The 24,563-nt window shown below is 66.6% G+C and carries 25 protein-coding genes; 14 read left to right on the top strand and 11 right to left on the bottom strand.

The window, feature by feature from the left end:
* Positions 1 to 1,292: 1,292 nt before the first annotated feature.
* The 6 genes from FBZ33_RS33460 to FBZ33_RS20390 form a co-directional block, all read right to left on the bottom strand.
* Positions 1,293 to 1,406 carry a hypothetical protein gene (locus FBZ33_RS33460; protein WP_255509145.1) on the bottom strand — a complete coding sequence of 38 codons (114 nt, stop codon included), beginning with the start codon at positions 1,404 to 1,406 and terminating at the stop codon, positions 1,293 to 1,295.
* 539 nt (positions 1,407 to 1,945) lie between these two features.
* Positions 1,946 to 2,596 carry a GNAT family N-acetyltransferase gene (locus tag FBZ33_RS20410; RefSeq protein ID WP_141910320.1) on the bottom strand — a complete coding sequence of 217 codons (651 nt, stop codon included), beginning with the start codon at positions 2,594 to 2,596 and terminating at the stop codon, positions 1,946 to 1,948.
* A gap of 509 nt (positions 2,597 to 3,105) precedes the next feature.
* Positions 3,106 to 3,606: a hypothetical protein gene (locus tag FBZ33_RS20405; protein ID WP_141910319.1), complete on the bottom strand. Its 501-nt coding sequence runs from the start codon at positions 3,604 to 3,606 to the stop codon at positions 3,106 to 3,108.
* Between the two features lie 31 nt (positions 3,607 to 3,637).
* Positions 3,638 to 4,315: a GPP34 family phosphoprotein gene (locus tag FBZ33_RS20400; protein ID WP_141910318.1), complete on the bottom strand. Its 678-nt coding sequence runs from the start codon at positions 4,313 to 4,315 to the stop codon at positions 3,638 to 3,640.
* Between the two features lie 10 nt (positions 4,316 to 4,325).
* Entirely contained in the window at positions 4,326 to 5,330 is a 1,005-nt protein-coding gene (locus FBZ33_RS20395) for an acetamidase/formamidase family protein (protein ID WP_370453026.1), read from the bottom strand.
* 5 nt (positions 5,331 to 5,335) lie between these two features.
* Positions 5,336 to 6,742, bottom strand: coding sequence for an APC family permease (locus FBZ33_RS20390; protein ID WP_141910316.1), 1,407 nt, complete (start codon positions 6,740 to 6,742; stop codon positions 5,336 to 5,338).
* A gap of 320 nt (positions 6,743 to 7,062) precedes the next feature.
* Between FBZ33_RS20390 and FBZ33_RS20385 the strand changes: the two genes are divergently transcribed.
* From FBZ33_RS20385 to FBZ33_RS20375, 3 genes are all read left to right on the top strand, one after another.
* Positions 7,063 to 7,743 carry a hypothetical protein gene (locus FBZ33_RS20385; RefSeq protein WP_141910315.1) on the top strand — a complete coding sequence of 227 codons (681 nt, stop codon included), beginning with the start codon at positions 7,063 to 7,065 and terminating at the stop codon, positions 7,741 to 7,743.
* A gap of 165 nt (positions 7,744 to 7,908) precedes the next feature.
* Positions 7,909 to 8,400 carry a hypothetical protein gene (locus tag FBZ33_RS20380; protein WP_141910314.1) on the top strand — a complete coding sequence of 164 codons (492 nt, stop codon included), beginning with the start codon at positions 7,909 to 7,911 and terminating at the stop codon, positions 8,398 to 8,400.
* A gap of 34 nt (positions 8,401 to 8,434) precedes the next feature.
* Complete coding sequence (locus FBZ33_RS20375; protein ID WP_141910313.1) at positions 8,435 to 9,310, top strand: DMT family transporter; 876 nt, start codon at positions 8,435 to 8,437, stop codon at positions 9,308 to 9,310.
* Between the two features lie 240 nt (positions 9,311 to 9,550).
* Here FBZ33_RS20375 and FBZ33_RS20370 read toward each other — a convergent pair whose 3' ends face one another.
* Together FBZ33_RS20370 and FBZ33_RS20365 are read right to left on the bottom strand one after the other, a co-directional pair.
* On the bottom strand, positions 9,551 to 10,246 hold the full coding sequence (locus FBZ33_RS20370) for a RibD family protein (RefSeq protein ID WP_141910312.1): 696 nt from the start codon (positions 10,244 to 10,246) through the stop codon (positions 9,551 to 9,553).
* Positions 10,239 to 11,144 carry a hypothetical protein gene (locus FBZ33_RS20365; RefSeq protein WP_141910311.1) on the bottom strand — a complete coding sequence of 302 codons (906 nt, stop codon included), beginning with the start codon at positions 11,142 to 11,144 and terminating at the stop codon, positions 10,239 to 10,241. Before FBZ33_RS20365 ends, FBZ33_RS20370 begins: the two co-directional genes overlap by 8 nt.
* Before the next feature lie 228 nt (positions 11,145 to 11,372).
* Between FBZ33_RS20365 and FBZ33_RS20360 the strand changes: the two genes are divergently transcribed.
* From FBZ33_RS20360 to FBZ33_RS20315, 10 genes are all read left to right on the top strand, one after another.
* Positions 11,373 to 12,377: an NAD-dependent epimerase/dehydratase family protein gene (locus tag FBZ33_RS20360; protein ID WP_141910310.1), complete on the top strand. Its 1,005-nt coding sequence runs from the start codon at positions 11,373 to 11,375 to the stop codon at positions 12,375 to 12,377.
* Positions 12,374 to 13,375, top strand: a complete 1,002-nt coding sequence (locus FBZ33_RS20355) for a hypothetical protein (protein WP_141910309.1) — start codon at positions 12,374 to 12,376, stop codon at positions 13,373 to 13,375. Before FBZ33_RS20360 ends, FBZ33_RS20355 begins: the two co-directional genes overlap by 4 nt.
* A complete protein-coding gene (locus FBZ33_RS20350) occupies positions 13,372 to 14,316 on the top strand; it encodes a glycosyltransferase family 2 protein (RefSeq protein ID WP_141910308.1) in 945 nt (314 codons plus the stop codon). Before FBZ33_RS20355 ends, FBZ33_RS20350 begins: the two co-directional genes overlap by 4 nt.
* Positions 14,297 to 15,199, top strand: a complete 903-nt coding sequence (locus FBZ33_RS20345) for a phosphotransferase (RefSeq protein WP_141910307.1) — start codon at positions 14,297 to 14,299, stop codon at positions 15,197 to 15,199. The genes FBZ33_RS20350 and FBZ33_RS20345 overlap by 20 nt, the downstream gene beginning before the upstream one ends.
* Positions 15,196 to 16,323 (top strand): glycosyltransferase family 4 protein, encoded by a 1,128-nt coding sequence (locus tag FBZ33_RS20340; RefSeq protein WP_141910306.1) that lies wholly within the window; start codon positions 15,196 to 15,198, stop codon positions 16,321 to 16,323. Before FBZ33_RS20345 ends, FBZ33_RS20340 begins: the two co-directional genes overlap by 4 nt.
* Positions 16,324 to 16,326: 3 nt before the next feature.
* Positions 16,327 to 17,439, top strand: a complete 1,113-nt coding sequence (locus tag FBZ33_RS20335; protein WP_141910305.1) for a glycosyltransferase family 4 protein — start codon at positions 16,327 to 16,329, stop codon at positions 17,437 to 17,439.
* Between the two features lie 17 nt (positions 17,440 to 17,456).
* Positions 17,457 to 18,134, top strand: coding sequence for a histidine phosphatase family protein (locus FBZ33_RS20330; RefSeq protein WP_141910304.1), 678 nt, complete (start codon positions 17,457 to 17,459; stop codon positions 18,132 to 18,134).
* A gap of 113 nt (positions 18,135 to 18,247) precedes the next feature.
* On the top strand, positions 18,248 to 18,775 hold the full coding sequence (locus tag FBZ33_RS20325; protein ID WP_141910303.1) for a DUF6244 family protein: 528 nt from the start codon (positions 18,248 to 18,250) through the stop codon (positions 18,773 to 18,775).
* Between the two features lie 185 nt (positions 18,776 to 18,960).
* Positions 18,961 to 19,371 (top strand): hypothetical protein, encoded by a 411-nt coding sequence (locus FBZ33_RS20320; protein WP_091434016.1) that lies wholly within the window; start codon positions 18,961 to 18,963, stop codon positions 19,369 to 19,371.
* A 14-nt stretch (positions 19,372 to 19,385) separates the two neighbouring features.
* A complete protein-coding gene (locus tag FBZ33_RS20315) occupies positions 19,386 to 19,841 on the top strand; it encodes a SitI3 family protein (protein ID WP_141910302.1) in 456 nt (151 codons plus the stop codon).
* 823 nt (positions 19,842 to 20,664) lie between these two features.
* Here the strand turns inward: FBZ33_RS20315 and FBZ33_RS20310 are convergent.
* The gene (locus FBZ33_RS20310; protein WP_141910301.1) at positions 20,665 to 21,639 is read right to left on the bottom strand and encodes a hypothetical protein; all 975 of its coding nucleotides are present in this window, start codon (positions 21,637 to 21,639) and stop codon (positions 20,665 to 20,667) included.
* A 354-nt stretch (positions 21,640 to 21,993) separates the two neighbouring features.
* Positions 21,994 to 22,761 carry a hypothetical protein gene (locus FBZ33_RS20305; RefSeq protein WP_141910300.1) on the bottom strand — a complete coding sequence of 256 codons (768 nt, stop codon included), beginning with the start codon at positions 22,759 to 22,761 and terminating at the stop codon, positions 21,994 to 21,996.
* Between the two features lie 448 nt (positions 22,762 to 23,209).
* Between FBZ33_RS20305 and FBZ33_RS33090 the strand changes: the two genes are divergently transcribed.
* Positions 23,210 to 24,133, top strand: coding sequence for a hypothetical protein (locus tag FBZ33_RS33090; RefSeq protein ID WP_221629496.1), 924 nt, complete (start codon positions 23,210 to 23,212; stop codon positions 24,131 to 24,133).
* 67 nt (positions 24,134 to 24,200) lie between these two features.
* Here FBZ33_RS33090 and FBZ33_RS20295 read toward each other — a convergent pair whose 3' ends face one another.
* A complete protein-coding gene (locus FBZ33_RS20295; RefSeq protein ID WP_141910299.1) occupies positions 24,201 to 24,392 on the bottom strand; it encodes a hypothetical protein in 192 nt (63 codons plus the stop codon).
* Positions 24,393 to 24,563 lie beyond the last annotated feature (171 nt).

The following is a 24,563-nucleotide window of genomic DNA, read 5'->3' as shown; positions in this document are numbered from 1 at the left end:
GAATTCTTCAAGTGCCCTATCGCAGCAGACATAGGGGTATTGACCGGTCCGTGTTGAAGCCTCTGTTCCTGGCGGCCCGGCCCTTGGAACCGATCCGGGAACGGCCGAACCCGGTGGGCGATGCGCTGAAACCCCAGGTTGGAACGCCTCGCCATCACCTTAATTGACCGTTGTGCACTAGCCGAAACATGCCAGCCAAGATTGCCGGAAGCACCGTTGACGAGACGGACCCGCAATGCCCCACGTGCTCTACAACCCGCCAGTAAAATCAGGACGGTATGTAGCGGCTACCGCCAAGTGCGGCCTGGGTCGTGTAGGCCAGCGAGACCGACAAGTATAGGCCGCAGAGGCAGAGTAAGGTTATCGATTACGAGGACCTTGCCTGGACGGACGTCCCAAAAATGATTACGGACCTGGTATATGTAGCCCTCCTCGTCCACGCCGTCAAGACATTGAACACCAAACCCTCTTCCGCCATCACCGTCGATAGTGTCCTGGTAGGTGAGGAACCAAGCCACGGTGGTCGCCTCAGGGGGAAACCCAGGAGGCTGCGGTACCGTACGCAGGATTAGGCGCGCCTCTTCCAAGGCGCCCACAGCCTGTTCTGGGTGTTGACCCCAGCACGGGATGATCAAGGGAACCTGAAAGTCACGCATCCCGTGGTGTGCTGCAATTCCGGGCCGCGTCGGCACATTCCACATTCGTACACCAGACAAAACCGGAGTTCGGTTTCGATTATCGGCGATAGCCATAGCTTGGATACCGAGAAAGACTCCGCAAAGTTGCTCAACGATCAGTGGGTCGGGCACCAAATCCTCCATGTGAGCATTGCTGGGCACCGGGTTCGCCGCAGTCGTGTCAATCACCGTTACCTCATGGTGATTGAAATCCCACTTTGTCGAATTGACAAGTCGTCTGGAGGGAAGCGAGCACGGACGCTCCTACGTCGCCGGGCCCAGATCCTTTGGATGACACGCAGAGTGCTCTGTCTGATGGTGGGGCAAATGCGGCAACCGCCGATCGTGATCAAGACTGGAGCCCCGGGGGTGTGGTGGCGCGCGTAGTGGGATCACTTTCGGTGGCTGGCTCACCTGGGCAGTCACTGACCACCACAACAACCAGGATCGGCCGTTGAATTGCCCCCGGCCAGAGCCAGCTGTGCTCTGCCCGGGCTGCAACGAATCGTCTGACGCCGCCGACGACCTTTCGATGGTGTGGCTGAGGGTCTTGAGCGGGTGCCACCGGTCGGCGACCTAGACCTCGTAGGGTGCGCCTTTGCGGGCGCCGTCGGCCTAGCGGCAGATGATCAGGACTCCGGGGTGCTCGCGCAGCCCCGCGGCGAGGGTGTCGGAGGTTCGATCGGGTAGGACGTCGACCGGCCGGCGGGTGTGCGTCTCGAGTAGCACGGTCCCGTATCGGTGCCCACGGCGTCGGGCGAAGTCGTCCACCCCCAGCACCTTGGGGGCACCGGCGGCAGTTCAGGCATACGCCGGATCATCCGAACCAACGCCATCCGAGACACCGACACCGCCAACCTATGCGCCAACCGGCTATCCGGTCTGCCGCCCAACGTGACCGCGACCGGTCGTGGTGGCTGACCGACGCTACGGGCTTGGGGGCCTTCTATTGCTCTAGAGAGGCGCAAGCCGCACCCACCACCGTAAGCGGAGGCCCTCACGTTGATTGACGGACGACGGCTGAGGGTCGAGGCAAAATAGCTTGCTGGTAAGAACGAGCACGTTGCTGTGTCCCTTCACTTCGACGGCGCGTTTACGCCACGCAAGATGGCCGTCGCCGGCACAAGGCCGTTGTGGAGTGGACGCCGGCGACGAGAGGCAAACTGTCTCTCACTCCGAGACTTAGGCGATGGGAACCGTTCCGTTATCTTGCAGTCAGCAGAGCAGCGGCCAGTTGTCATCCTTCGCGAGTGGCGGATGGGTTGTGGTCAACGACCGGGTTGGATGGCCTGGCCGCCGGTCGCGCTGGTTTTGTTGGTTGGCCAGATCTCACCGTCGCGAGGGCTGCGGCGCATGGAACAGACGACCAGGCCTTCGGGTAGGTCAATCGCCGGTCCTGGGGTGTAGCCATGCCGAATATGCAGACGCTGGGCATCGAGGGTGGTGCTCGTCCAGGACAACAGATTCACATGGTCGAGTCGGCTGCGATGATGGTTGAGTAATGCCGTGCCGTGTCCAGTCCGCCTCGCGGCCGGCTGCACGGCAAGGAATGCTAGGTGGTAGTGGGGCTCGGTAGGTCGCTCCTTCGCGAGCAGCCAATCGAGTAGGTCGAAGTGGTAGCTGTGAGGGCCTGCGAAGTGGCCCATGCGGGTGGAGTAGTTCGCTGGTGGCGGGATGGGCCGATATCGGTGGAAGCCGACGCTGGCGGCGGCGGCGTCGTCGGTGAGGTAGATGTCGCCGTAGAACATTGCGTGTTCGACCCAGATGCCGAGGACATCGGTGAGGATCCGGCGCCGTGGGCCTGGGTCGGGGATCAGCCATGTTGCGAGAGGGCTGGAGTTGAGTGCGTCCGCGATGAGTGCGGCGACGTGGTCTTTGTCCGCCCAGCGGACGGCGCGGATGCGCGGGACAGTGTCCATAATTGGCTTCCCTCGAGTGTGTTGGTGACGCGGATCAGGAGTTGCGTCGCTAGCGGTTTCGCTGTGGGTGTGGGCGAGGTACTGGAGGTAGTCGTCGACGAGAGCGCCGGTCCGGCCGCTGCCGGGTGGTGGTGGTGTGAGTGCGGCTCTTTCGTAGGCGAGTAGTTCGCCGCTGGCGGGGTTGGGGATCAGCAAGGAGCGGATGGCGCCGGAGGTGGCGCTGACGCCGACGCCGTTCGGCCGGCCCTGTCGGTCACCAAGCCGTGGTACGTGATCCCAGAGGTGTCTCGCAGGACGGTGAGGACGGCGGTGCGGGCGGCTTGGTTGGGGGTGCGCCAGCCGAGCAGGCTGGCGAGGCCGCGGATGACGGCGGTGGGTCCGAGGAATCGGGGTTGGGTGGCGTCGATGTGCGCGGTGAGTGCTGTCGGGTCGGCGGCGATCGGGCCGATGGGTCCGTCCAGGTCCCCGGGCTTGTAGGTGCTGTCGTCGGTGGGCCGCTGAACGATGGGTTAGCGGCTGCGGATGACGCGGCCGGAGGCGTCGTCGGCGCGCCAGTGTTGCTCTTCGAACAGCACGATCCTCGTGGTGGTGCTGTTGCCCGCGATCGCGGTGTCCGTGGCCCACTGGAGCAAGGGAACGTAGGCGAACTGGCCTCGGATGGCGTCGCAGCCGGATGGCCAAACCGTCACCGCTTCCAAAACCTGCCGCGACGGGGTCGGCGCCGGCAGATGCGTCGGCGATGGGTCGAGTCTCTGCTGTGCGCGTGCCTTGAGCTGTGCCGCGGTCAGGGCGGCAGGTGACGGACACGGCGACACGGCCGGCCGGGACGCGGCGGTGCTGGAAGGCGACGGTGGGGATTGGGCTGGCCCGGCGACGCCCGTCCAGTTCGGGATGGCTGTGGCGGTGGCGAGGAGGCCGAGCGCGCAGGCGGCGGCAGTGACCTTTACGGCTCGCCGGCCCACAGGGTGGGGCGTCTCGGTCGCGGGTCGCACGTGGGGCAGGTTGTTCACGATGAGCTTTCTCGAGGTGAGGTGGATTGGGCTAGCGGTAGGCGGCGGTGGCGAGGTCCCCGACGGCGGCGTCCACGGCGGCGGTGATGTCGCGTACCGGCTGGTAGTGCTGCCCGGCGATGGCCTTCAAGCGAGCGGTCAGGGTGGTGATGTCGTCGTCGAGGTAGAGGTGGTCGGTGAGGCCGAGATAGGCGACGAGGCCGGCGAGAGCGGCGGTGTGGTTGTCGGGTTGTTCACGGCCAGCGGCGAGGTAGCGCAGGCGGGAACGGGCCACGACGGCCCATTTGCTGTCGGTGGCGAGGTAGGTGTCGGCGCGTACGAGGCCGCCGAGGCGCCGTCGGGTGTGGTGGCGCAGGATCCCGTCGGCGACAAGGCCAGCGCGGGTGCGGTCGTAGAGGTCGTCGGAGAACCCGCGCAGCCACCCCCGCAGCGGTGGGTGGGCGTGGCGGATGGTGGCGGTCGCGGCGTCGGCAATCAGGTCCCCGACTGGCCGGTCGATGTGCGGGTGGATCCGTTGGTGGCTGGCCGGGCGGGTGTCGTCGTTCGGGTCGAGGGTCACCCGCCCGGCCAGGTACAGGTCGATCAGGACCGCGCCCGCGAGGCCCAGGGCGAGGGTCTGCCGGTGCACGTGAGGGTGCCCGCTGTCGTCGTCGTGGCCGAGGAGGAACAGGTCATCGCGCAGCGGCAGGCGCGGGATCGACGCGGTCATCAGCCGGCTCCTACCGTAGTCCGGCGGTGAGCCGCCGCAGCCGCTCGTGTGCCCCGCCATAGGCGGGCCCAGGGGCGGGGAGCAGGGCTTTGTCGATGGCGGCGAGGACGGTGTAGTTGGGGTCGCACACATTGCCGATCGGTGCCCGCCCCGCCTGCGACACGAGCTGGCAGGCGTCCAGGGTTTCCAGGCCGGTCAGGGCTCTGGCCCAGCCGACAAGGTCGTGCTGGGCGATGCGGTAGGCGTCCTCCAATGGACGGGCGCACCCGATCGTCAGGATGTCCCGGTCGGTCTCCAACCGCGGCCACCGTGTGCTCACGCCTTTGATGACGTCGATGGCGAGGGTGGTGGTCGTGGCGATCTCCACGCCCACGCCGCAGGCCTCGCCCTCGCCCTGGCGGGCGTGCCCGTCGCCGAGCGCGAGCATCGCCCCGTGGACATTCACCCCGAGGTAAAGGGTGGTGCCGGCGCGCAGGTGCGGGGTGTCGAGGTTCCCGCCGTGTGTGTCGGGCACGAGTGTGGATCGGGCCTCGAACCCGCCGGGGGCGACACCGATCGTGCCGATCATCGGGTCCAGCGGCAGGTCCACACTGTGGTCGCTGCGCGTGGCCTCGAACCGCACTGTCCCAGCCTGCCGGTCGATGCCGTACACCCACACCCGCTCCTCCAACGCCGGCTGCAGAGTGGCGGTGTGGGAGGTGGACGTCAGCGCCCCGAAATGCGGGAACGTCGACGACACACCCCAATCCCGCGCGGGAACGATAGAGGCGAGGTAGACGGCGAGCGTGTCGCCGGGCTCGGCGTCCTCGACGAAGAACGGCCCGGACACCGGATTGAGGTACGGCATGCGGCACACCTGCGACGGCAGATCCGCCGGCCCCCTCACGAGACCACCAAAGCAGTCCTCCGTCACGACGGTGAACACGTCACCGCCGCGCACATGCGCCACCGGCATCCGACCGCCGAACGTGTAGGCCAGCTCGTCCCGAGCCGGCCGGTAAGTGAAGCTGTCCATGCCGGTCACACCCGCTCCACGTGACGCGCCTGCGGCTGCGCGGGCGCCAACCCCGACAGGGCCGGCCGGCGGCCGGACAAGTACAGACCAGCCAAAACGACCATCCCGAGGGCGAGCCACGCCAGGCCAAGACGCTGCGCGGCGATGTTGGCGTTGACCACCACCCACACCAAGATGGCGAAGCCAATGCCGGGCATGACCAGGTGCGCCCACCAGTTCCCGCTGCGCTCCCGGACGAGGTGATGCACCACGACCGAGACGTGCAGGACCAGGAACGCGACCATCGCCCCGAAGTTGATAAGCGACGACAGCAGGGTGATCCCATCCGCACGGGTCGCCATGTACAGGCCCAGCGCCAGCGACACCGCGCCGGTGAGCAGCGTGGCGTTGATCGGCACGTTGCGGCGGATCGACACCTTCGCCAGGAATGCCGGCAGCTGCCGGTCCCGGGCCATCGCGTACAGCAGCCGAGACGTCGCGACCTGCGCGACCATCGAGTTCGGCAATCCCCACGCAATCGCCGTGGCCACCGCGCACACCGTCGCCAACCAACCCCCACCAGCCGCTGCGGCGGCGTCGTAGAAGGCAGTGCCGTTTGGATCGCCCTCCCCAAGAAGACTGCCGGGGTCGGGGACGAGCATCGCGGCCAGCCACGTCTGCGCGATGAACAGCACCCCGGCCAGGACCAAGACGGCCGCCATCGCGCGGCCGATCTGACGGGAACCACCCTTGGTCTCCTCGGCCAGCATGCTGATCCCGTCGAAGCCAAGAAAGGACAAGACCGCGAGCGACACCGCCCCCGCCACCAGAGACCAGGTGAACGTGTCGGAGTTGTAGAACGCCTCCCAACTGAACCGGCCCTTCCCGGTCGCGAGAGCCCAGCCCGCGACGGCCAAGAAGACCGCCAAGACGATCAACTCGCCGACCAGCATCACCCGGGTAACCACTGCGGTCATCCGGATCCCTACCGAGTTGACGACCGTGTTGACCGCGACGAACCCGAGCAGCCACAACCACACCGGCACCGACGGAACCGTGGCGTGCATCGCCACCGACGCCACCAGGTACAACAGCCCCGGCACGAGGACGTAGTCGAGGAGGATCACCCAGCCGGCCAGGAACCCAACCGGCGGGCTGATCCCCCGGCCGGCGTAGTTGTAGACGCTGCCCGACATCGGGAACGCCTTCACCATCTGCGCATACGAGAACGCCGTGAACACCAACGCCACCACACCCACCGCGTACGCCAGGGCCACCATCCCGCCGGAGCCGGCATACACGCTGCCGAAGATCGCCATCGGCGCGATCGGCACCATGTACACCAGCCCATACGCGACCAAGTCCCGGAACCGCAGCCTTCGCGCCAACTCCTGCCGGTAGCCGTACCGGGCTAACTCGTCTTGCTCATACATCAGCGAGCCTCTCTTTCCCCTTCGATTGCTCGGGACCAGCGCCAGGTGGTGGACGCCCACCCGGCTTGAATGCGACGCCATCAGCGCCTGCGCCTCCGGCCGTTACTGGATCGCGTGCTGCCAGCGATGTCCCTTGAGCAGGTGATCCGCGTCGTGATCGAGGGTCGCGTCCGCAGCGGGAAAGATCGACCCCGATTGGTGGGGATCATCGGTCCGCCGGGACTCCACGGATCACGGGGAGTACTCGGGTGGATGGCTTCCGTCACAGCGACGGTGATCGCTAACGTGCCACTCACGGCGGCCTGGAGGAGGAGGCGGGGATGGCGAGGAGCGCGCGTAGTTACCAGCGAGAGGCCGACGAGCTTCGCGCCAGCGGGTGGACGTACCGGCAGATCGCCTCGCACTGGCGGAAGCGGTACCGCTTCAACCCGCGGGTGGCCTTCCGCCTCGCGCACGGCCTGACGCAGGCTGACGTGGCGCAGCGCTGGAACGAGCAGTGGCGGGACGCGGACGCACCGAAGACCGCCAAGCAGATCTCGTACTGGGAAATCTGGCCGCGCCCGGCGGGCCGCGCACCGTCGTTGGACACGCTGAACAAACTGGCGTTCCTCTACCGGTGCGCCGCTGGCGACCTGCTTGGCGGCGAGGACCACAGCCACCTCGACACAGCGGCCCTGCGCGCGAACGAACCGGAGCCGCACGCGGGCGGGCCGACCGGCGAGCGCATGACCGGCGCTCCGCTGCCCGCCGGCACGGTCCTGAGCCGAGTCACCGATCGGATCGTCGAGGACTTCGAGATCCTGACCGACACCTACCGGCATCTCGACTACCGGGAGGGCTCCGGCCGGGTGAGCGCGGATGTCGGCGCTCACCTGCACCGGATGCTGGAGGTCAGCAACCGCACGACCAACACCGGCACCCATCGCCGGCTACTGCGCGCGGCGGGCGACGCCGCCCAGCTCGCGGCTTGGTTCGCCATCGACGCTCAGCGCTACCAATAGGCACATGGCTTCTGCCGGCTCACAATCTCGCTCGCGGAGAAGGCGAACGACCGAGCTCTGCACTCGTATGGTCTCGGCGTTCTCAGCCAGATCCACCTGCACCGCGGCGACGGCCGTACCGCCCTCAGCCTGCTGGGCACCGCCCGTGACGTCGGCGGGCAGGGCATGCCGGCTGCTGTCAACTCCTGGCTGGGTGAGGCAATCGGTGAGGCGTACGGCCTCCTTGACGAGCCTCGCCGGGGAATGACCGCCTTGGCCGAAGCCGAACGGGTCTTCGACGGCGTCAGCGCGGCCAACACGCCCGTCTGGCTGAGCTTCTTCAACGCCGACTGCCACGCCGCCCGACTCAAGGGTCGATGCCTGACCCGGCTCAGCCGTCCCACCGAGGCGACCCGCTCGCTCTACGAAGCGTTGACCCTGCTTCCCGCTGACTTCGTACGGGAGCGCTCCGGCACTCTCATCGACCTCGCGGTCGCGTACATGCAGATGAACCAGATCGAGCAGGCCTGCCATGCGGCCACCCAGGCTGACATTCTCGCGCGCCGGACCGGATCCGAGCGCAACCGCAAGCGCCTACGGCAGCTCATGATCGACCTGCTGCCTTGGACCGGCCTCGACTGCGTGCAGAGCCTCTACCGAGAGGTGCTGATTAACTAGAGCGCGTGCGTACGTCGACCCGCTCCGACCCGCTGTGACCCGCCGCTCCTGGATTGAACTGGTCATCCTGTCCGCCCTCTGGGGCGCGGTGTACCCGCTCATCACCGTCGCTCTGCGGGATCTCTCGCCAGCGCTCGTCGTCCTTGGCCGAGTGCTCCTCGCCGCGCTGCTGCTGCTTCCCCTCGCGATACGCCGGGACGCGCTTCGGCCCGTTTGGCGCAACCCTCGGGCGATCATCGAGACGGTGCTGGTGCAGTCCACTGCACCGCTGCTGCTGCTCACCTACGGCCAGCAGTACGTGTCGGCGAGCGTCGCAGGCATCCTCGTCGGTGCGCAGCCACTGTTCGTCGCGCTCCTCGCCCTCCGCTTCGCACCCGACGAGCGCCCGCAAGGCTGGAAGGGCCTGACCGGGGTGCTCCTCGGCCTGGTCGGCCTGGTCTTGCTTTTCGGCGTCGACCTGCGTGGAGGCCGGCTGGCGCTGCTCGGCGGCGCACTCATCCTCGTCGCGGCGGTCTGCTATGCCTCAGGCGCGATGCTGATACATCGCAGATATGCCCAGGCTCCGCCGCTCGGTGTCGCCACCTCCGCCATGCTCGTCACCACCGCAGCCGTGGCCGTGCCCGCCTCGGCGACGGTTCCAAGCAGATTGCCCGGCTCGGAAGCGACAGCGGCCCTGCTCGTGCTCGGTATCGCGTGCACGGGCGCGACGCTTGCGCTCTTCTACAAACTCATCACCCAGATTGGACCCGCCCGCGCCGCACTCGCCTTCTATCTCTCACCCACGTTCGCCGTCGCCTTCGGCGTGGCCTTCCTGCGCGAGCAGATCAGCATGGCTGCGATCCTCGGGCTCGCGGCGATCATCGTCGGGTCCGTACTCGCCGCCCACCGCAGCGAGCCGACGCCTCCGTGACGGCTGTTTCACCCCTGGACATGGCTCACCGTGTGGTGATCCCCGGGCGGTCTCGGGGCGCGTTTGGCGCAGCCTTCGTTTCCCGGCCTGGGCCGCCCGGTGGGAGACAATCGATCCCGTGAAGGGCGGGCGTGAAGCGGATAGCGAAGTGACCGCCGGCAGCCGTCCCGATCTCGTGATCTTCGACTGACGGATGCTCGTTGAGAGCGAGTCAATCGTCGCGGTTATGCCGGCGGGCACTCAGCCGATCGACGCGAAGCGGTCGGAGAGGGCGTAGCGATGGAACACGACGTCTCCGACCTGTCGTACCTCGGCAAGGCGGGCCCGGCTTGTTGATGTCCATGAGAATGACCCCGGGTTCACGAACCGGGGAGCGTCAGCCTCGCCAACGAAGAAGGGTGCCACGACAAGGTGTAGCTCGTCGGCAAGATCCGCCGTCAGCAGTGCGGTGTGTACGCTGCTGCCGCCCTCGACCAGGAGCCGAGCGATGCCGCGTCCGGCGAGGTCGGCCAATACGCGCGGGAATGAGAGCGGGTCGCCGCCGTCGGCGACCGTCGCCACGGACCCGAGGTGTTCCCGCTGCTTGGCGATCGCGCTGGTCTCGCAGTACACGATCTTCTCGATTTCACCGGTGGTGAAGAACGCCGCGGTGGGATCGAGGTCGCCCCCGCGGCTCACGGTGACCTTGACCGGCGTGGCCGAGAGTCCGGCGGCGGTCCGGGCTTCGCGGCGGGCTTCAGACCGGACCATGAGCCGGGGGTTGTCTCGGCGGATGGTGTTGGATCCGACGAGGATCGCGTCGGAGGCGGCCCGCACCGCGTCGACCCGGTCGAGGTCCTGCTCGTTAGAGAGGATGAGTCGAGTGGGGCCGGCCGTGTCGATGTAGCCGTCGAGGGACATGGCGCACTTGAGCAGCACGTACGGTCGGTCACTCACGGATGTCACTCCTACGGTCTGTGGCGATGATCCGCTCGACGAGTTCTATGAACTCGTCAGCGATGGCGCATGAGTCCAGCGAGTCAAATAGGTCCTGCGTGATCCACTCGCGCAATCGTAGATTGATCCGCATCCGGTTGAGCGCGCTGCGGGCCGCTCCGCCCGTGGCACCGTAAGGGATGATCTTCTTGTCCATGGAGACGGCAAGGTCGATCTCGTCCAGCGTGCCCTGACCGCCACCGAACACGAGGACGTAGTCGGCGTTGCGGACGACGTTCGGATGGCCGAAGACGCCGACGGCCGCACCGAGGCTGGGTGGGCGGTAGTGATTGGCGATGTAGGTCATGATCTCGATGCCGACGCCTCGCGGTCCATGGTCAACGTCGAAGCGGTGGTTCATGAGCCATCGGCTCGCGGCGATGATGCAGCCGTCGATCGCCTTGTCGTCCGCGTCTGGTGATCGGCTTCCGCAGACCGAGATGCGTAGTGGTTGTTCGGATCGGGGGGGCCGGAACCACCCGGTTGTCACCGCGGCTTTGTCGCCAACCCGGGCCCCGCGCTGTTTCGGTGCGGTGAACGCGGAGATGGCCACATCGACAGGGGCGAGGCCGAGCATCACGCGGGATTCGTCGGGCATGAGGAGCCCATCGGCGACGCGGGCGAGCACGTCGATGTCAGTGACGCGCGGGCCACGCGTTCCTCGGATGAAGTTTGATACGTCGGACCGGTCGTGGCTGGTCAGGAGCGCGAGTTGGGTCTGCGTGCAGTCCGGGTGCGCTTCGAGGTAGATCTTGAAGAGGGTCCCGATCTCGCGGCGGGCCAGCGCGAGCCGCACGTCATCGCGCCGCCAGAACGGGAGTGAGACGCCGGTGACGTCGAACGTCTTGCGCCGAGCCACCCCGCCCCCCACTGGTCGTCGATCTGCGATGACCAGAGGGTAATGGATTTCGATGGAAGTTCGCGTGACCTGGTCCCACCGCTTTGTTGTCCGACGCCCGTGGACTCGGACCACGGGTCGCGTCAATTTCCTGATGTCGACGACAAGCCCAAACTCCCAATCGTGACCGACCATGCCGGACCTTCCGGGGGTCGAGGCGACGCGAATCGAAGGAGTTGAGGAGGGCACATGGTTGATACCGTTCTGCGGCTTGGCGCAGGTGGTGGGCTGAACGAGTCGACGATCGTCGTGACCGGTGGCGCCGGCTTCGTCGGCAGCCACGTGGTCGCCCGGTTGCTGGCGGCCGGCGCGACTCTCAAGGTCATCGACGATCTTTCGACGGGCCGGATAGAGAACTTGGACGATAGCCTGAGCGGCGGCCTGACCGATGCGGACATTCGGATCTGTGACGTGCGGTCGGCCGAGGCCGCCGAGGCTATACGGCTGTGGCGGCCGGAGATCGTCGTCCATCTCGCCGCGCAGTCGAACCTGCCGGCCTCGACACGGTCGCCGCTCGTCGACGCGGACATCAATATCCGGGGAACGGTGAACGTCTTGGATTCGTGCGCCGAGGCAGAGACCGGGCTCGTCGTATACGCGGCCACCAGCGCGATCTACGGCACGGTGGATGGCGACGCCCTGCCTGTTGCGGAGACCGCGCCGATTGCGCCGACCAGCCCGTACGGGCTGAGCAAGGCGACGGCACTGAAGTACCTCGACTGGTACCGAGATCACCGGAGCGTCGACTACACGGCGCTCGTGTTGGGCAACGTCTACGGGCCGCGCCAAGTTGGCCCGATGTGCGGCGTCGTCGGCCTGATGGCGCAGGCCGCGATGGCGGGCGCGGACTTGGCAATCTTTGGCGATGGCCACCAAACGCGAGATTTCGTGTTCGTCGCCGATGTTGCCGAGGCGGTGACCGCCGCCTGCACCACTGGTGGCCTCGGGTTGGTCAACATCGCCTCGGGCGTCGAGACGACCGTTGGCGAGATCGCTGGATGGGTCTCTCAGGCAGCCGGCACCGGCGCTCCACGGCATGCCGATCCGCTGCCAGGTGAGGTGCGGCGTATGGCGCTGGACATCTCGCGTGCGAGTGACGTGCTCGGCTGGCATCCCACGACTCCGCTCGCGGAAGGCGTCCGGGTCACCGTCCGGGCCGCGCGGCTGCGCGATTCGGTCAAGGAGGCGTCATGAGGTACGCGTGTCGATTCGCGGTCGGGCCGGTCGAGGTGCAGGTGACCTCGAATGAAGAATCGGTCCTCGACCATCTTGGCGAGTTCTACACCGTGACCAGCGCCGCCCGGCCGGGCCACGGCTGGACGGTCGACGCTCAGGTTGGCTTGCCAGAACCAGATGCGAACACCAACCAGTGGGGCGTTTCCTGGCGGATAGACCGCTCTGACCGCACGGTCCATCTACGCGCCGAGGCCGCCGAGAGCCTCTCGATCACTGCCCGGAAATGCGTACGGGAAGTCCTGGTCGACCATTGCGAGCAGCGGCGGTACACGATGTTGCACGCCTCCGCGGTCGTCGATCAGGCCCGCACGATCGTTGTTGTCGGAGACAAGGGAAGCGGCAAAACCACCCTCGCGCTGAAGGCCGCTCTCTGGCACGGGATGCGGTATGTGTCCAACGACCACCTGATCATGTATGGGCGTGACGGCGCGGGCACCCTAACGTTGACGTCGCTTCCCACGCTGATTCCGCTCAAGATCGGCACGTTTCTGGACCTCGAGAGCGCGTTGCCGGAGCCGTGGGATCGTGACGGGCTCGATGTCGAGGCATATCGTGCGTCGTCGAGATCCGAGGTCTATTCGCTCGATCGGCGCGTGCTCTACACGTACCGCCGTTTGGGTCACGAAAACCCGATCACGGTAGACCTCGGCTCCCGCCGCTCCCCGGTTACGACGTTGATCGTCTTAGCGAGCTACTCGCCGGGCGACGCTGGCGAACCCGAACCCGTCGCGGATCCCGTGACGGAGCTTCTCGCTCACGTGCGTACTGATTGGATGTTCGATCCGACGCTCAACCAGCGGTACCTTCCGCGGGCCGAGCGTGGCCGGGGTGAGTACCTCGCTGACGCCCGCCGCATCGTCACCGCCCTGGCAGAGCGGTCGACAGTCGTTCGCTGGACTCACCGTGGTGATCCGGCCCCGATCCTGGAGTTCGCCGCCAATCGGAGACTGGCATGAAACCCCTCGTCACCGTCGTAATCCCCACGTTCAACCGACCCGGCCCTCTGTGGCATGCCCTGGCCAGCGTCGCCGCCCAGCGCGCCGTACCCGGCTCCGTCGAGGTAGTCGTCGTCAATGACGGCGGATGCGACGTCAGTACGGTCGCGAACGCAGCCCGCGAGCAGGGCCTCGTTGTCCGCCTCATCGATCTCAACCAGAACGGTGGTCTTCCTTCAGCGCGCAACGTCGGCATTCAGGCCGCACGAGGTGATTACCTCGCCTTCCTCGACGACGACGACATCTTCCTGCCCAGCCACCTCGGCACAGCCCTCGCAGCGCTGAGTACGGGGGATGCCGACCTCGCGTACACGGTGTGCGTCGTCCAGGAAGCGCGCGTCGACTCCACGAACCCGCCGGCATTCAGCAGCACCCCTGCGACGTTCTTGTTCGATCCGGACCTGCTGTCGGTGGCCAACTTCATGCCGGTCCATACCGCGGTGCTTCGGCGCCCACCGGAGTCGGCCCGGTTCGATCCTGACCTTCCCGCGCTTGAGGACTGGGACATGTGGCTGCGTCTGGCCCGCGAGCATCGTTACCGGTTCGTGCACGTCCCGGAGCCCACCGTCGTCTACCACCGCATCGCGAGCGAGGCCAGCATGGTCGGCGCGACCGTCGGCGATGGGCATGCCCTCGCCCACTTCGGGACCCTGACCGAACAGATGTGGTGTCGCTGGCCCGCCCGCACGCCCAAGGCGCAGCACTTCCGGCTGTACATCGCCGTCATGTATTGGCACTCGTTGGCGCGCCTGGCGGGCGGTCATCCGCTCAGCGACCAGTACTTTCAACGCTGCGTCGCAGAGATCGCCGCGGTCTGGCACGGGGAGCGCTCCGAGACCGGCCTTCGCCAACGGATCATCGACTCGATCAAGGAGACCGCCGATGTCGCACACGCCGCCTGATCTGCCTGGCTCAGCAGCCACGATCGGGCTGACCATCGACACGGTGCTACGGCGCACGGACAAGACCCTGCTGGCGCGAGGCTCGTTCCGCGGCGAACCGGCAGCGGTGAAATATCTGATCGACCCGGACCCGTTCTGGGCGGCCAGGTGGCGGCACGAGCTGGACGTGTACGAGGTCTTCGGTGACACCACCCCGCCTGTCCGCGTTCCTCGGCTGCTCCATACCGACCGTGACCGGCTGTTGGTCCTGGAATGGGTCGACGCATCGCCCCTCGCGGTCGAACGCTACCCCCAGCGTGAGCTCGATACCCGGGAGGTCGATGCCATCCTGGACTGCATCACCGCGTTGAATGAGTGGACCTACTCCGCCGTCCGGTTCTCACCCACCTTCGACTACTCCGACCGCGTGGCTCGGTACCAGGTCAAGGGGTACCTCACTGAGGGCCAGCGAGAGGCTCTGGACAGTCTGCTGGCCCGCTGCGACGCGCCGGCACAGCTCAATCACGGCGACCCGCTGGCCAGCAACATCCTCCTCAATTCCGGCCGTTCCGACAGCGATGACGAGGCCGAGACCACGGCGGTGCTAGTCGACTGGGAGTTCACTGGGCTGTTCCTTCCTGGCTTCGACCTTGCGATGCTCCACACCCAGGTCGGCGCAAGTACGCCATTGATCCGTGAGCGTATCGAGGCGATCGTGAGTGAGACGGGCATCGAGGCCGCATTCGCGCTCAACCTCGCTGTGGTCCTGACCCGCGAGCTGCGCCTGCACCACGAACTGCCCGAGGACGACCCGGCCCGGACGCGGTGTCTGCCGATCATTGAGGCCGCCTGGACCTCGGCCAGCATCCGCCTACAACGGCTCGCCGCGGCGAGGTCAGCATGATCCACGTAGCCCTGGTCCACCGGGACCTCCACGAAGTGAGCCGCGGCGGCATCTGCACACTCTACCGGTCCCTGGCCCGGCAACTGGCCGACCTGGGCGCATCGGTAACCATGATCACGCAGGAGTCACCCCACCCATTGCAGTCGAAGGACGTCACCGTCGTCTCGCTTCCCCGCACCGAAGACCTGGTTCGGCACCGCGAGGCCGTCGCCGACGCCCTCGACGCGGTCAGGCCCGACGTCATCGACTGTTCCACCTGGGAGGCGGAGACCCTGCGGTATCTCGCCAGACCTCGCGAAGACCGGGCCCCCGTCCTTGTACGCGGCGAGTTCAGCGCCGTCCGCCTCCACGCAGGCGACCTCGCTCGCGACGAACACCAACTCGTCCAGGCCGCCGACCAGGTCATCGCCGTCAGCCAGTACGCGGCCCAGGATCTCGCGACGGAGTACGGCATTCCTCTTCCACTCGCGGTGGCCAACGGAGTCGACCGCGAACGGTTCCATCCTGGGAGGCCAACCACGCCCGCCAGCGGCTTCTACATCGACCTCGGGGCCGACGGCCACGTGGCAGGCCGCAGACCTATACCCGACCTCCTCGCGGCCGGAGAGACAGTCTCGCCATGGTCGCCCGATCCGGCGGGGCGCCTCCGGCTCATATGGGTCGGAAAGGTCACGCCGATGAAGGGCTGGGACGTGCTCGAGACCGCCGCGACCCGGCTTCGGGACATTGCCTCTATTTCCGTGCTGCTCGGCCACTCACCAACGTTCGCGCCGGTCACGTCAGCCAGCAGCGAACTCACTGTCCTTCAAGATCTGGATGACACCGACCTTCCGGGCCTCTACCGCGCGGCGGACTGGCTGCTGTCCACGTCGCGTTGGGAAGGCTTCGGCCTCGCCATCGCCGAGGCGCTCGCCTGTGGCACCCCGGTCCTGCTGCCAGAGCACCTCGGCACCGCGCCCGAGCTGCTCGCCGCCAGCGGCGGTTACACGTACCGCGACCTCGATCACCTCGAGGACATCCTGACCCGGGCCGAACGCCCGGCCGGCCGCCTCCCCGACTACTTCGACTGGGCAGCCAACGCGGCCGAAAGCCTCCGGCTCTACCGAGCGCTCGTCGCCAGGTGAGCCGTGCGAATCCTGCTGATCGGCCCACACCACACCGGCGGAAGCATCCCGCCCTACCTCGACGTCTTCACCGCCGCGCTGCGATTCCTCGGCGTGCAGGTCGACCGCCTCGGCTCGTCGGGCGTGCCCTACGACAAGGAGCAGGACCGATTCTGGACGGCCGAGCGCGTCCGCCAGGAGGCCGAGGGCATGCTTGCCGACGTCGACGTGAACACGTATGACCTGCTCTCCGTCCACTTCGGCAACCTTGACGTCGAACAACTGCTACCCCAACTGTGGCCGGCCCGCCGACCTCCGGCCGTCTACCACCTACACAGCCTCGACTGGACCCTGTTCACCGACCACATCCCCGAGCCGGACCTACGCGAGGCGGTGAACAGGGGAGTCGCCGGAATGGACGCCTTCGTATGCTTCGGCGCCTACGGCGCCGAGCGCCTCGAGACCCTCGCTGGACCCCACGCACCACACCTTGTCTCCTGGCTGCCAACCACCATCCCATCGGGCACCCCGCCGAGATACCCGAAGGATCTTGCCGCAGCCCTGGAACCCTCGGAGCCCCGGCCGCTTGGCAGCCTCTACGGCTACGCAGCCCCCTGGAAAGACACCGAGAACCTGATCGCCGCATGTAAGCGGACGAAGGAACCCGGCCGCATGATCGTCGCGGGCCCGTTCTGGGACGACCCATCACAGGCAGGACTGGATCTCGCCGCCGAGGTCAAGGGCACCACGCACGGATCAACACAGCTGCGCGTCGTGCCAACGTACCTCGATGCCGCCGCTCGGTTGGCGCTCGTCACGGCGACGGAATTCGGGATCTTCCCTTACCACGCCCAGCCGACCTTCCAGGGCAGCGGTGCCGTCGCCGACTACCTCGCCCACGGTGTGCCCGTCCTCGCAACGGACGTTGCCAACATGGCCGAACTGATCGGCGACGCGGGAGTGGTCATGGAGCCCGCAAATCCCCAGTCGTTGGCAGACGCGGTCGATCGCTTCATCCACGATGTTCAACACCGTAAGGCCCTGGCCAGCGCTGCACGCCGCCACGCCCGCCGCTTCAGCGCCGTCCACCACGCCGCCCAGTGCCTTCGGTTCTACGACACCCTCATCAGACGCTGAGAACGGGACCAGCGACCATGACACTTCCCGCCGAACTGATCATTGCCCGCCACGGCGAAGCCCACTGCAACCGCGAACAGATCGTCGGAGGCCCGCAAGGGTGTCGCGGACTGACCAACCGAGGCCGACGCCAGATCGAACGCCTAGCCCAACGACTCGGTCAAGAGCACCACGAGCGCCCGATACACGCCATCTACACCACGCCGCTGCGTCGAGCCCAGGAAAGCGCCGCGATCATCGGCGCGTACCTCAGCTTGGACGCCGAGACCGTCGCCGATCTCACCGAGCAGGACTACGGCACCGCCGACGGCCGGCCGTGGACCGACGTCGTCGCTGAGTACGGGGACATCCCTGCCCTCGATGCGGACCGTCCGCTCGCAGCCGGCGGCGAAACCTGGCGGGACTACCTGCATCGGTCCAGCGTCGCCATCGGCGAGATCACGACCCGGCATGTAGGTGAGCGCGTCCTCGTCGTCGGCCACGGCGAAACCATCGATGCCGCCTTCCGCCATTTCCTGGCCGTGCCTATCGCCGGCCGTGCCACCGCGGCTGTCGCGGCGTACCACGCGAGCGTCACCACCTGGGTACAGCAACCGCTCTCCTGGACTCGGCCCTCCGCTGGTTGGCGATGGACCCTGACCAGCCACAACGACACCCGGCATCTGTTCGCAGATGTAGAGATGACCAAGAGTTAGCGGGTCTGTCTGCGGTGCCGACTACCCCTCCGGGTGTCTGGTGGCCTCGCAAGGAGCCCGGTAGTTTCAGCTGTCGAGCACTTTCGCTTTCATCGATTGGGGATGCCGGCCACGTGTCGCAGATCGAGAAGATCACCGGTGAGCTCCGCGCGATGATGACCGGAGCTGAACGTGCACAGGGGTTGGCAGCCGCTGCTGACAGGCAGGCACAGGAGGTGGCGTTGCGGGCCGCGGGCGCAGGCTTCGTCGCCGTGGCGGCGGGTGTAGCGCGGGTGCGTAACGCGATCACGGGCATCCACGACGGCCTGGGAAGTCTTGCCGGTTCGGTCGGTGAGGCGACGAAGGCCGCTGCGGCGGTGCCGAACGAGGCCACCCCGCAGGAGACGATCGCCGGGCTGGCGCCCGTGCTAAGCGCCGTGGACGCCGCCCGTGACGCGGCGGCCGGGGCCATCACCGGAGTCGGGGAGGCGCAGCAGCTCGTCGCCGTGGTCCTGCAGGGTGGGCAGCCCGGGCCGCTGTCGCAGGCACTGGAGGCCATCAAGCAGGTCCTGGTGCTGGTCGTTCAGCGCACCGGCGGCGCCCGACAAGCCATCGAAGCGGCGATCGCGCAGGCCCGGCAGTTGGGGTCGTCGGGAAACTGACAGGGGCTGGCGGTCACCCACCGGCCAGCCCTACCCCTTCCGAGCGCGGTGACCCGCCGTCGACACCTCATGCCGCCGGCGACACCACGTCCGCTGACGACGACCACGGCACGTCTTGGACCAGACAGTCAACCGGTGTCCCGGGCGGGACGCCGACCGGTCCGAGAACCAGAATTCCACCCCGGTTGGACGACGACGGGCGGCGTCCGTTGGAGCTCGAGAACGAATGCGCCGATATAGTCGCCAGCAAGAGCTATCGGGTCCACCAGAACCCCACCAGGCAGGAGATCGCCGACGCCCGGCTCCGTACCGGCGACTCGGGCAACCCGAACAAAGACCCGGATTACCTGATCGAAGGTCACGTGTTCGACTGCTATTCGCCCACCCTCGGCAAGCCGGTACGGGGTGTCTGGAGCGAGGTCCGTGCCAAGGTCGACAAGGAGCAGACCCAACGCGTGGTGCTGAACCTGCACGACTGGCACGGAGACCTCGCGGCCCTGCGGACACAGTTCGACACCTGGCCCGTCGAGAGGCTGAAAGAACTCGTCGCGGTAACGCCGAGTGGCGCGATCGTGCAAATCGTTCGTCGAGACTGAGGAGAGGCCCAGAGATGGCTGTCGAGTTCAGGTTGACCCTGGCGGGTGACCTGCCCCTGGACCACGTGGCTGATCTCGTGGCGGCGGACGCCGCCGAGAAGCCCAGGCCGAGCGGCACCAGCCTGCGGCTGTTCAGTGCTCGCCTTTACGAGACCCGCGGGTACGCGCTGACCGTCTCCTCAGGGAGCCAGGGTTACTTCGATGCCGAGGCCGACGGCGGTGCCCGTTGGGAGTGGGAGCCGAAGACGTACGTCGACATCGACTTCTCCATGCGGGCAGACGACGTGGTCGACAAGGGGATCCCGAACATGATGCAGGCCGTAGCCCGTGTGTTGGCTGCCCGGCAGGAGGACGCGGCGCTGGTTCAGAACGGCAACTGGCTCCTGCTGACCCGCGTCGGGGGCGAACTCCGCAGACATCGGTCTACCTGGTGGAGCCACTACGGTGTAGCCGACCTCATCACCCCATGAGCCACCCGAGCGCGGGTACCGTTGACGGACGACGCGGCTTCGACCCGCCGTCCGTGCGTGACATCGACGTCGTCTTCCTCGATCCGGCGGACCTGACCCGCGACAACGACGACCAGGCCACTGCGCGGCTGATGGCGACCTGGCCGAATCCCCCGTGGCAGGCGACGCCCAGCAGGGGGAGCGGGCAGCCGCACATGATCTTCGATGATGTGCGCGGTCTGTGCTCTCCAGCGGATGCCAACCCGGGTGAACCGGTGCCAACGCGGGTCACCACGGCCGACCGCCGGTCGCAAACCGGGGTTCGTGTGCTCGGGGTGTGGTCCTGGGCTGCGCGAACGGCGGTGCGGGGAACGTAGGTGAACGTGGGCCAATCCCTGCCACCCCCGGGTGAACGCCCAGGTCGCGAGACTGTGCGCTCGCGCCCCCGTAGCTCAGGGGATAGAGCATCGGTTTCCTAAACCGTGTTCTTATCGAAGCCGCAGGCTGATGACCTGCGGCTTCTCTCTTTTAGGGCTTGAGAATGGGTCGCACGGGTGCCTTGCTGTGATCGCCTGCTGAACATTTGCGGGACGGGCGTTTCCCCTGGTCAGGAGCCGCCCACCGTGTGTCCCCTCGCCCGCGGCGCGGGCAGATACCCGCGGCGAGCTACCGCGATCCGACCATGAGGGCCATGGCACTGTCGCTGCGCGCCTGATCTGAGGGCGCTTGGAGGGAAACGATGTGGTGGTGACCTATGGGCGCGTTTCAGATGTCAGCAGCGACGGAGTGGGCGCCAGCAGACAAGAGTAGATCGCCTGTCTGTGAGTCGTCGCCTCGTAGCGACCTATAAGGGAGCGTTCTTAAAATCGGGCGACGAAACGACTCGGACGGCGCGAAGCACTTGGAGAGAGGTGCAGAGCGCGTCGAATACTCCGAAGACGTCGGCAACTAGATCAAGATATTGAACTCCGGCGGGCTCCTTGTCGCTGAATACTCGTCCAGTTCGAAGGTCGTGTCGAGCGGCGGCGTGGCCGATCGCGTTCCGAGTCCGGTTGTTAAGGAGAGCTGCATAATCCTGCCACCCTGGTACCTGCCGAACGAAGGCGAGGCGCGCAGCGTTGCTCAGTTTGTCGTCGAACGCCTTGAGTGACGTTGGGTTCGCCTTCAGGTCTACCCCGTTCGGCAAATCTGTCCCAAAGTCACCTGGGCTTTGGCGCTTCACGGTGTTCTGTGCTGCCACGGCGAACCTCAGGGTCTTGCAGGCCGTCTCAAATCCCTGCTGATAGAGGTCTCGGAGGATATCAAACTCATCGCGGAACAGAGTTAGTTCCCTAAGTAGCGGCAGACGATCAGGGGGCATTACCCGCCGCAAAACGCCCATCTGCCATGCCTCGAAGTGACCAATGAACCGGTCGATCACGTCGAAGACGCTGCGCTGCAGACCCGGCACCAGCCCGGACGCAACGTCGGCGCGAGCGGAATGGATGTATGCCGATGACCTGAGGGCACTGGTGTGCTTGACGTGAAACCTGTAAAGGTATCGTCGAGCAGAATCGTCGATGCCATCCGTCATTGAAATGGTCGCGATGGCAACGGCTTGGTGTGCCATAGTGGCTCGCTCATGAGTCGTCGATTTCGCCCGCCAGTCATCGAATGCAGCTCTGCCGGCCTTGTCGAAGTTTTTCCAATCTTCTACGAGGTAGTACTCGTAAATTCGTCGCACTTTCGGCCAGAGTTCCTCGGCAGCAGTTCTACTCCTCGAAAACGTCTCGAAAAGGGCCCCTGCTCGCTCGTCGCCGACCAGGTGCACCAGGGTCATGGTGGGGAACGTGCCGAGCTCACCTCGCTGCGCAGCGTTGTACTTGGACGGAACGTTTGGATCCACGGTAACGAAATCAGCATCCAGCGAGGCTTCGCTCGGCAGCGCCTCAGCTTCGAACTCGACCCGATGTGACTCTAGATCTTGCCCGTGAGACCGTCCCCGAATGGGCAAGCTGCAGTGCGGACACGGTGCATAGAAACGAGCCATCTTTGCTGGCCCAATCCCCAGCCGGAGATTGAATGGCTCCTCGCAGCCGGGGCATCGCAGTGTGTACATGGTCATCACTCGGCTGAACCTAGACGATGCCGCTGCCGCACACGATCCCCATAACGTCCGCGGTCGTCCTGGCCTTCAACCGCAATGGTTCTTCGGGGACGCGAAGATGAGCTGCTTGGGTCGGCCGGTCCTGGATCCGGTGGCCACCAGGTGGAAAGTCGGGTAGCCGTCGGTGTTGCCTGTCTCCCGAAGCTCCAGCCCGATGGCGGCCAGCCGCGGATTGATCGTGTCGACCAGTTGGCGTTGGGCGTCTTCGTCCGGCACGGTCTCGCCGGACACCATGCCTTCGAGGAAGAGGGCGAATCTGCGGTCAGATGCGTGATCGACCGCATCCAGCTCGTCGAACAACTGCTCGACGGTCCAGTCGTCGTTGCGGTAGAAGTGCCGTTCGATGTGCCCGCTGAGACTGGTGTCCTCGAAGCCGAAAAAGATGCCGCCGCGGCCAAGGTCAATTAGCGTGGCCAGGAGGTTATGGAATCGCTGGGCGTGATCGACCAGGATCTGCCCCGGCAGGGCCCGGGCGAGGTCGCGTCCTGTCCGCTTCGGGATCGGAGGAGGATGCTCGTCGGCCCACACGAGATCCTGGATCGTCATGCGGTCGATCATGTGTAGGCCGGTGTTCCGTTCGACCAGACCGATGGCGACCGCCCGGAGTCGCTCGTCCGGGACCGCTGCGGCGCTGCTTGCGCCACGCTGGGCTTTGGTCTCGCCGCCTGTCGATGGCGGGAGTCCAGCCTCGGCCAGGTCCTCGTCGAGCTTGGCGTGAGTGCTTCCGTCAGCGATCGCGCGGGCGGCCCGGGTCACGACCTCACGAAGCGTCGCGACACCCGCGTCGTCAGCCATCGTGTCATTCTGGCAGGCATCGCACCGAAATCACACTGGCCTCAGATATCGACCAACGCTCCAAGCGTAGTCCTGCACAGACACAGGATCGGGGCAACCGCGTCCAAGTGCAGCACCTGCTTCCCCTTCGCGGTGCGACCACGGTACCCGCGACACCGAAGCGGCCCGCCGCTTTGATGACCAGACGCCGAGCCACCGCGCCATCACCGCAGACCACATACCGCATCCGCGCACTCGACGTTGCAAGGGTGACCTGTGGAGTGTCGGCTTCGCCGCCCGCCGGGTAGAGTGATGGCCGGCAGTAGCGCCTGCCAGACCCGAGCGTCGTGGGCCACGTCCCCATCGGCGCGCCGAGGCCGTAGGTTCTCCGAATCGCGCATCTCACTCGACGTAGGCCACTGCACCCATGGCGAGATGTGACGTGGCGTCTCGCGTGATGGAGCGCACGATGACCAGGAACCGACGTCGCAAGGTTGAAATCCGTTTGCAGCGGGCCGCGACGGGCGGCTCGTACACCGCTGCCCGGTGGCAGGTGCCGCAACCCAGCGAGCCGCTACCGCCCGCGACGGACAAGGTGGCGGTGTTGCCGCCGATGGCCAGCTGGAACCGGCCGATCACCTGCCGACTTTGGGCGAAGCTCGTGGCCGAGCATGGGCCGCTGATCGCCGTCAACATCAGCCAGGGCGACCGGTGGTGGGCGCTGGACGACCTTGCCAGGTCCGTAGCGGGCGCCCTCCAGGAGGGGCCACCCGAGCAGCGCGGGTTGTGGCTGGCCTTCGGCACGTTCTACGTCACGAAGGCAGAGCACCTGGACGGCATAGTCGCAAAGCTCGACGGGGCCGGCGCGTTGCGCCGGTTGACGGTCCGTTCGGTGCCCACCGGCCAGGATTGTGACCACGCCACCTGCCGGCGACGCCGCGGTGAGCCGCCGCTGCCGGCCCAGCGGCGTCCGGTGCCGGCGACTCCGGCCGCCCGTCCGGCGGTGGAGCTCGGCCCGGCGTTGACGCTGGCGGAGGTGATGGAGGCTCACCCGACGTTGCAGCGATTCGGGTTCGGGGCGTACTTCGGTACTCCCGTCGAGCAGCGGGCGCAGGAGGTGGCCGATGGGCGGGAGCAGCTGCGGGCGCGGGAGGACGTCGTGCTGCGGATCCGTGGGTGGCTCCGGACGAACATCGCACCGGTGAAGACCCCGACGGTCGGCAGCTACGGCATGAAGCACGTGGTGGAGAGCGCGACGGGCCGGTACGTCACCAACGGCGAGTTGATCGCCGCTGCGCTGATGGCCGGGTACCCGTGGAAGGGTCCAAGCGGCCCCAACGCGCTGTTCGGGATGAGTAAGCGCGACGTCGACCGGGCCCGCGCAGCCCAGTAGGACCGGTGGTGGAGGCGCGGGCAGCAGCGGTTGCCCGCGCCGCTACGGCGCAGGGCCCAGCGCGAGGTCATCTCTGCCGATAGGCCGCCCAGATGGCCAGGCTCAAGCCGACCGTGCCGGCGAAGGCAACGCCGGACTGGAGGATCGCGTCGACCGGCTTGTGGGTGTTGAGCCAGACGAGGAACCCGGTCCAGCTGGCGACCAGCAGCGCGGTCACGAAGACGAGGGCGAACGACAGTGCGCGGGTGGTCGGCGACATACGGGACTCCTCCAAGAATCAGACCCCTCCCTTGAGGGAGGAACCTTCATCTGAGGGCCGTGCTGCGCACTATAGACAGTGGCCGGATTTCCGGCAAAAGGACGATGTGCGGGACCATCCCTACGTCACGGTAACCACCGTCCGAACAGTTGTTGATCAGTCGTTGGCAGC

Source organism: Micromonospora sp. A202 (assembly GCF_006715105.1).
In the GTDB taxonomy this organism is placed as follows: Bacteria; Actinomycetota; Actinomycetes; order Mycobacteriales; family Micromonosporaceae; genus Micromonospora; species Micromonospora zamorensis.
This window is presented reverse-complemented; position numbering and strand designations above follow the sequence as displayed.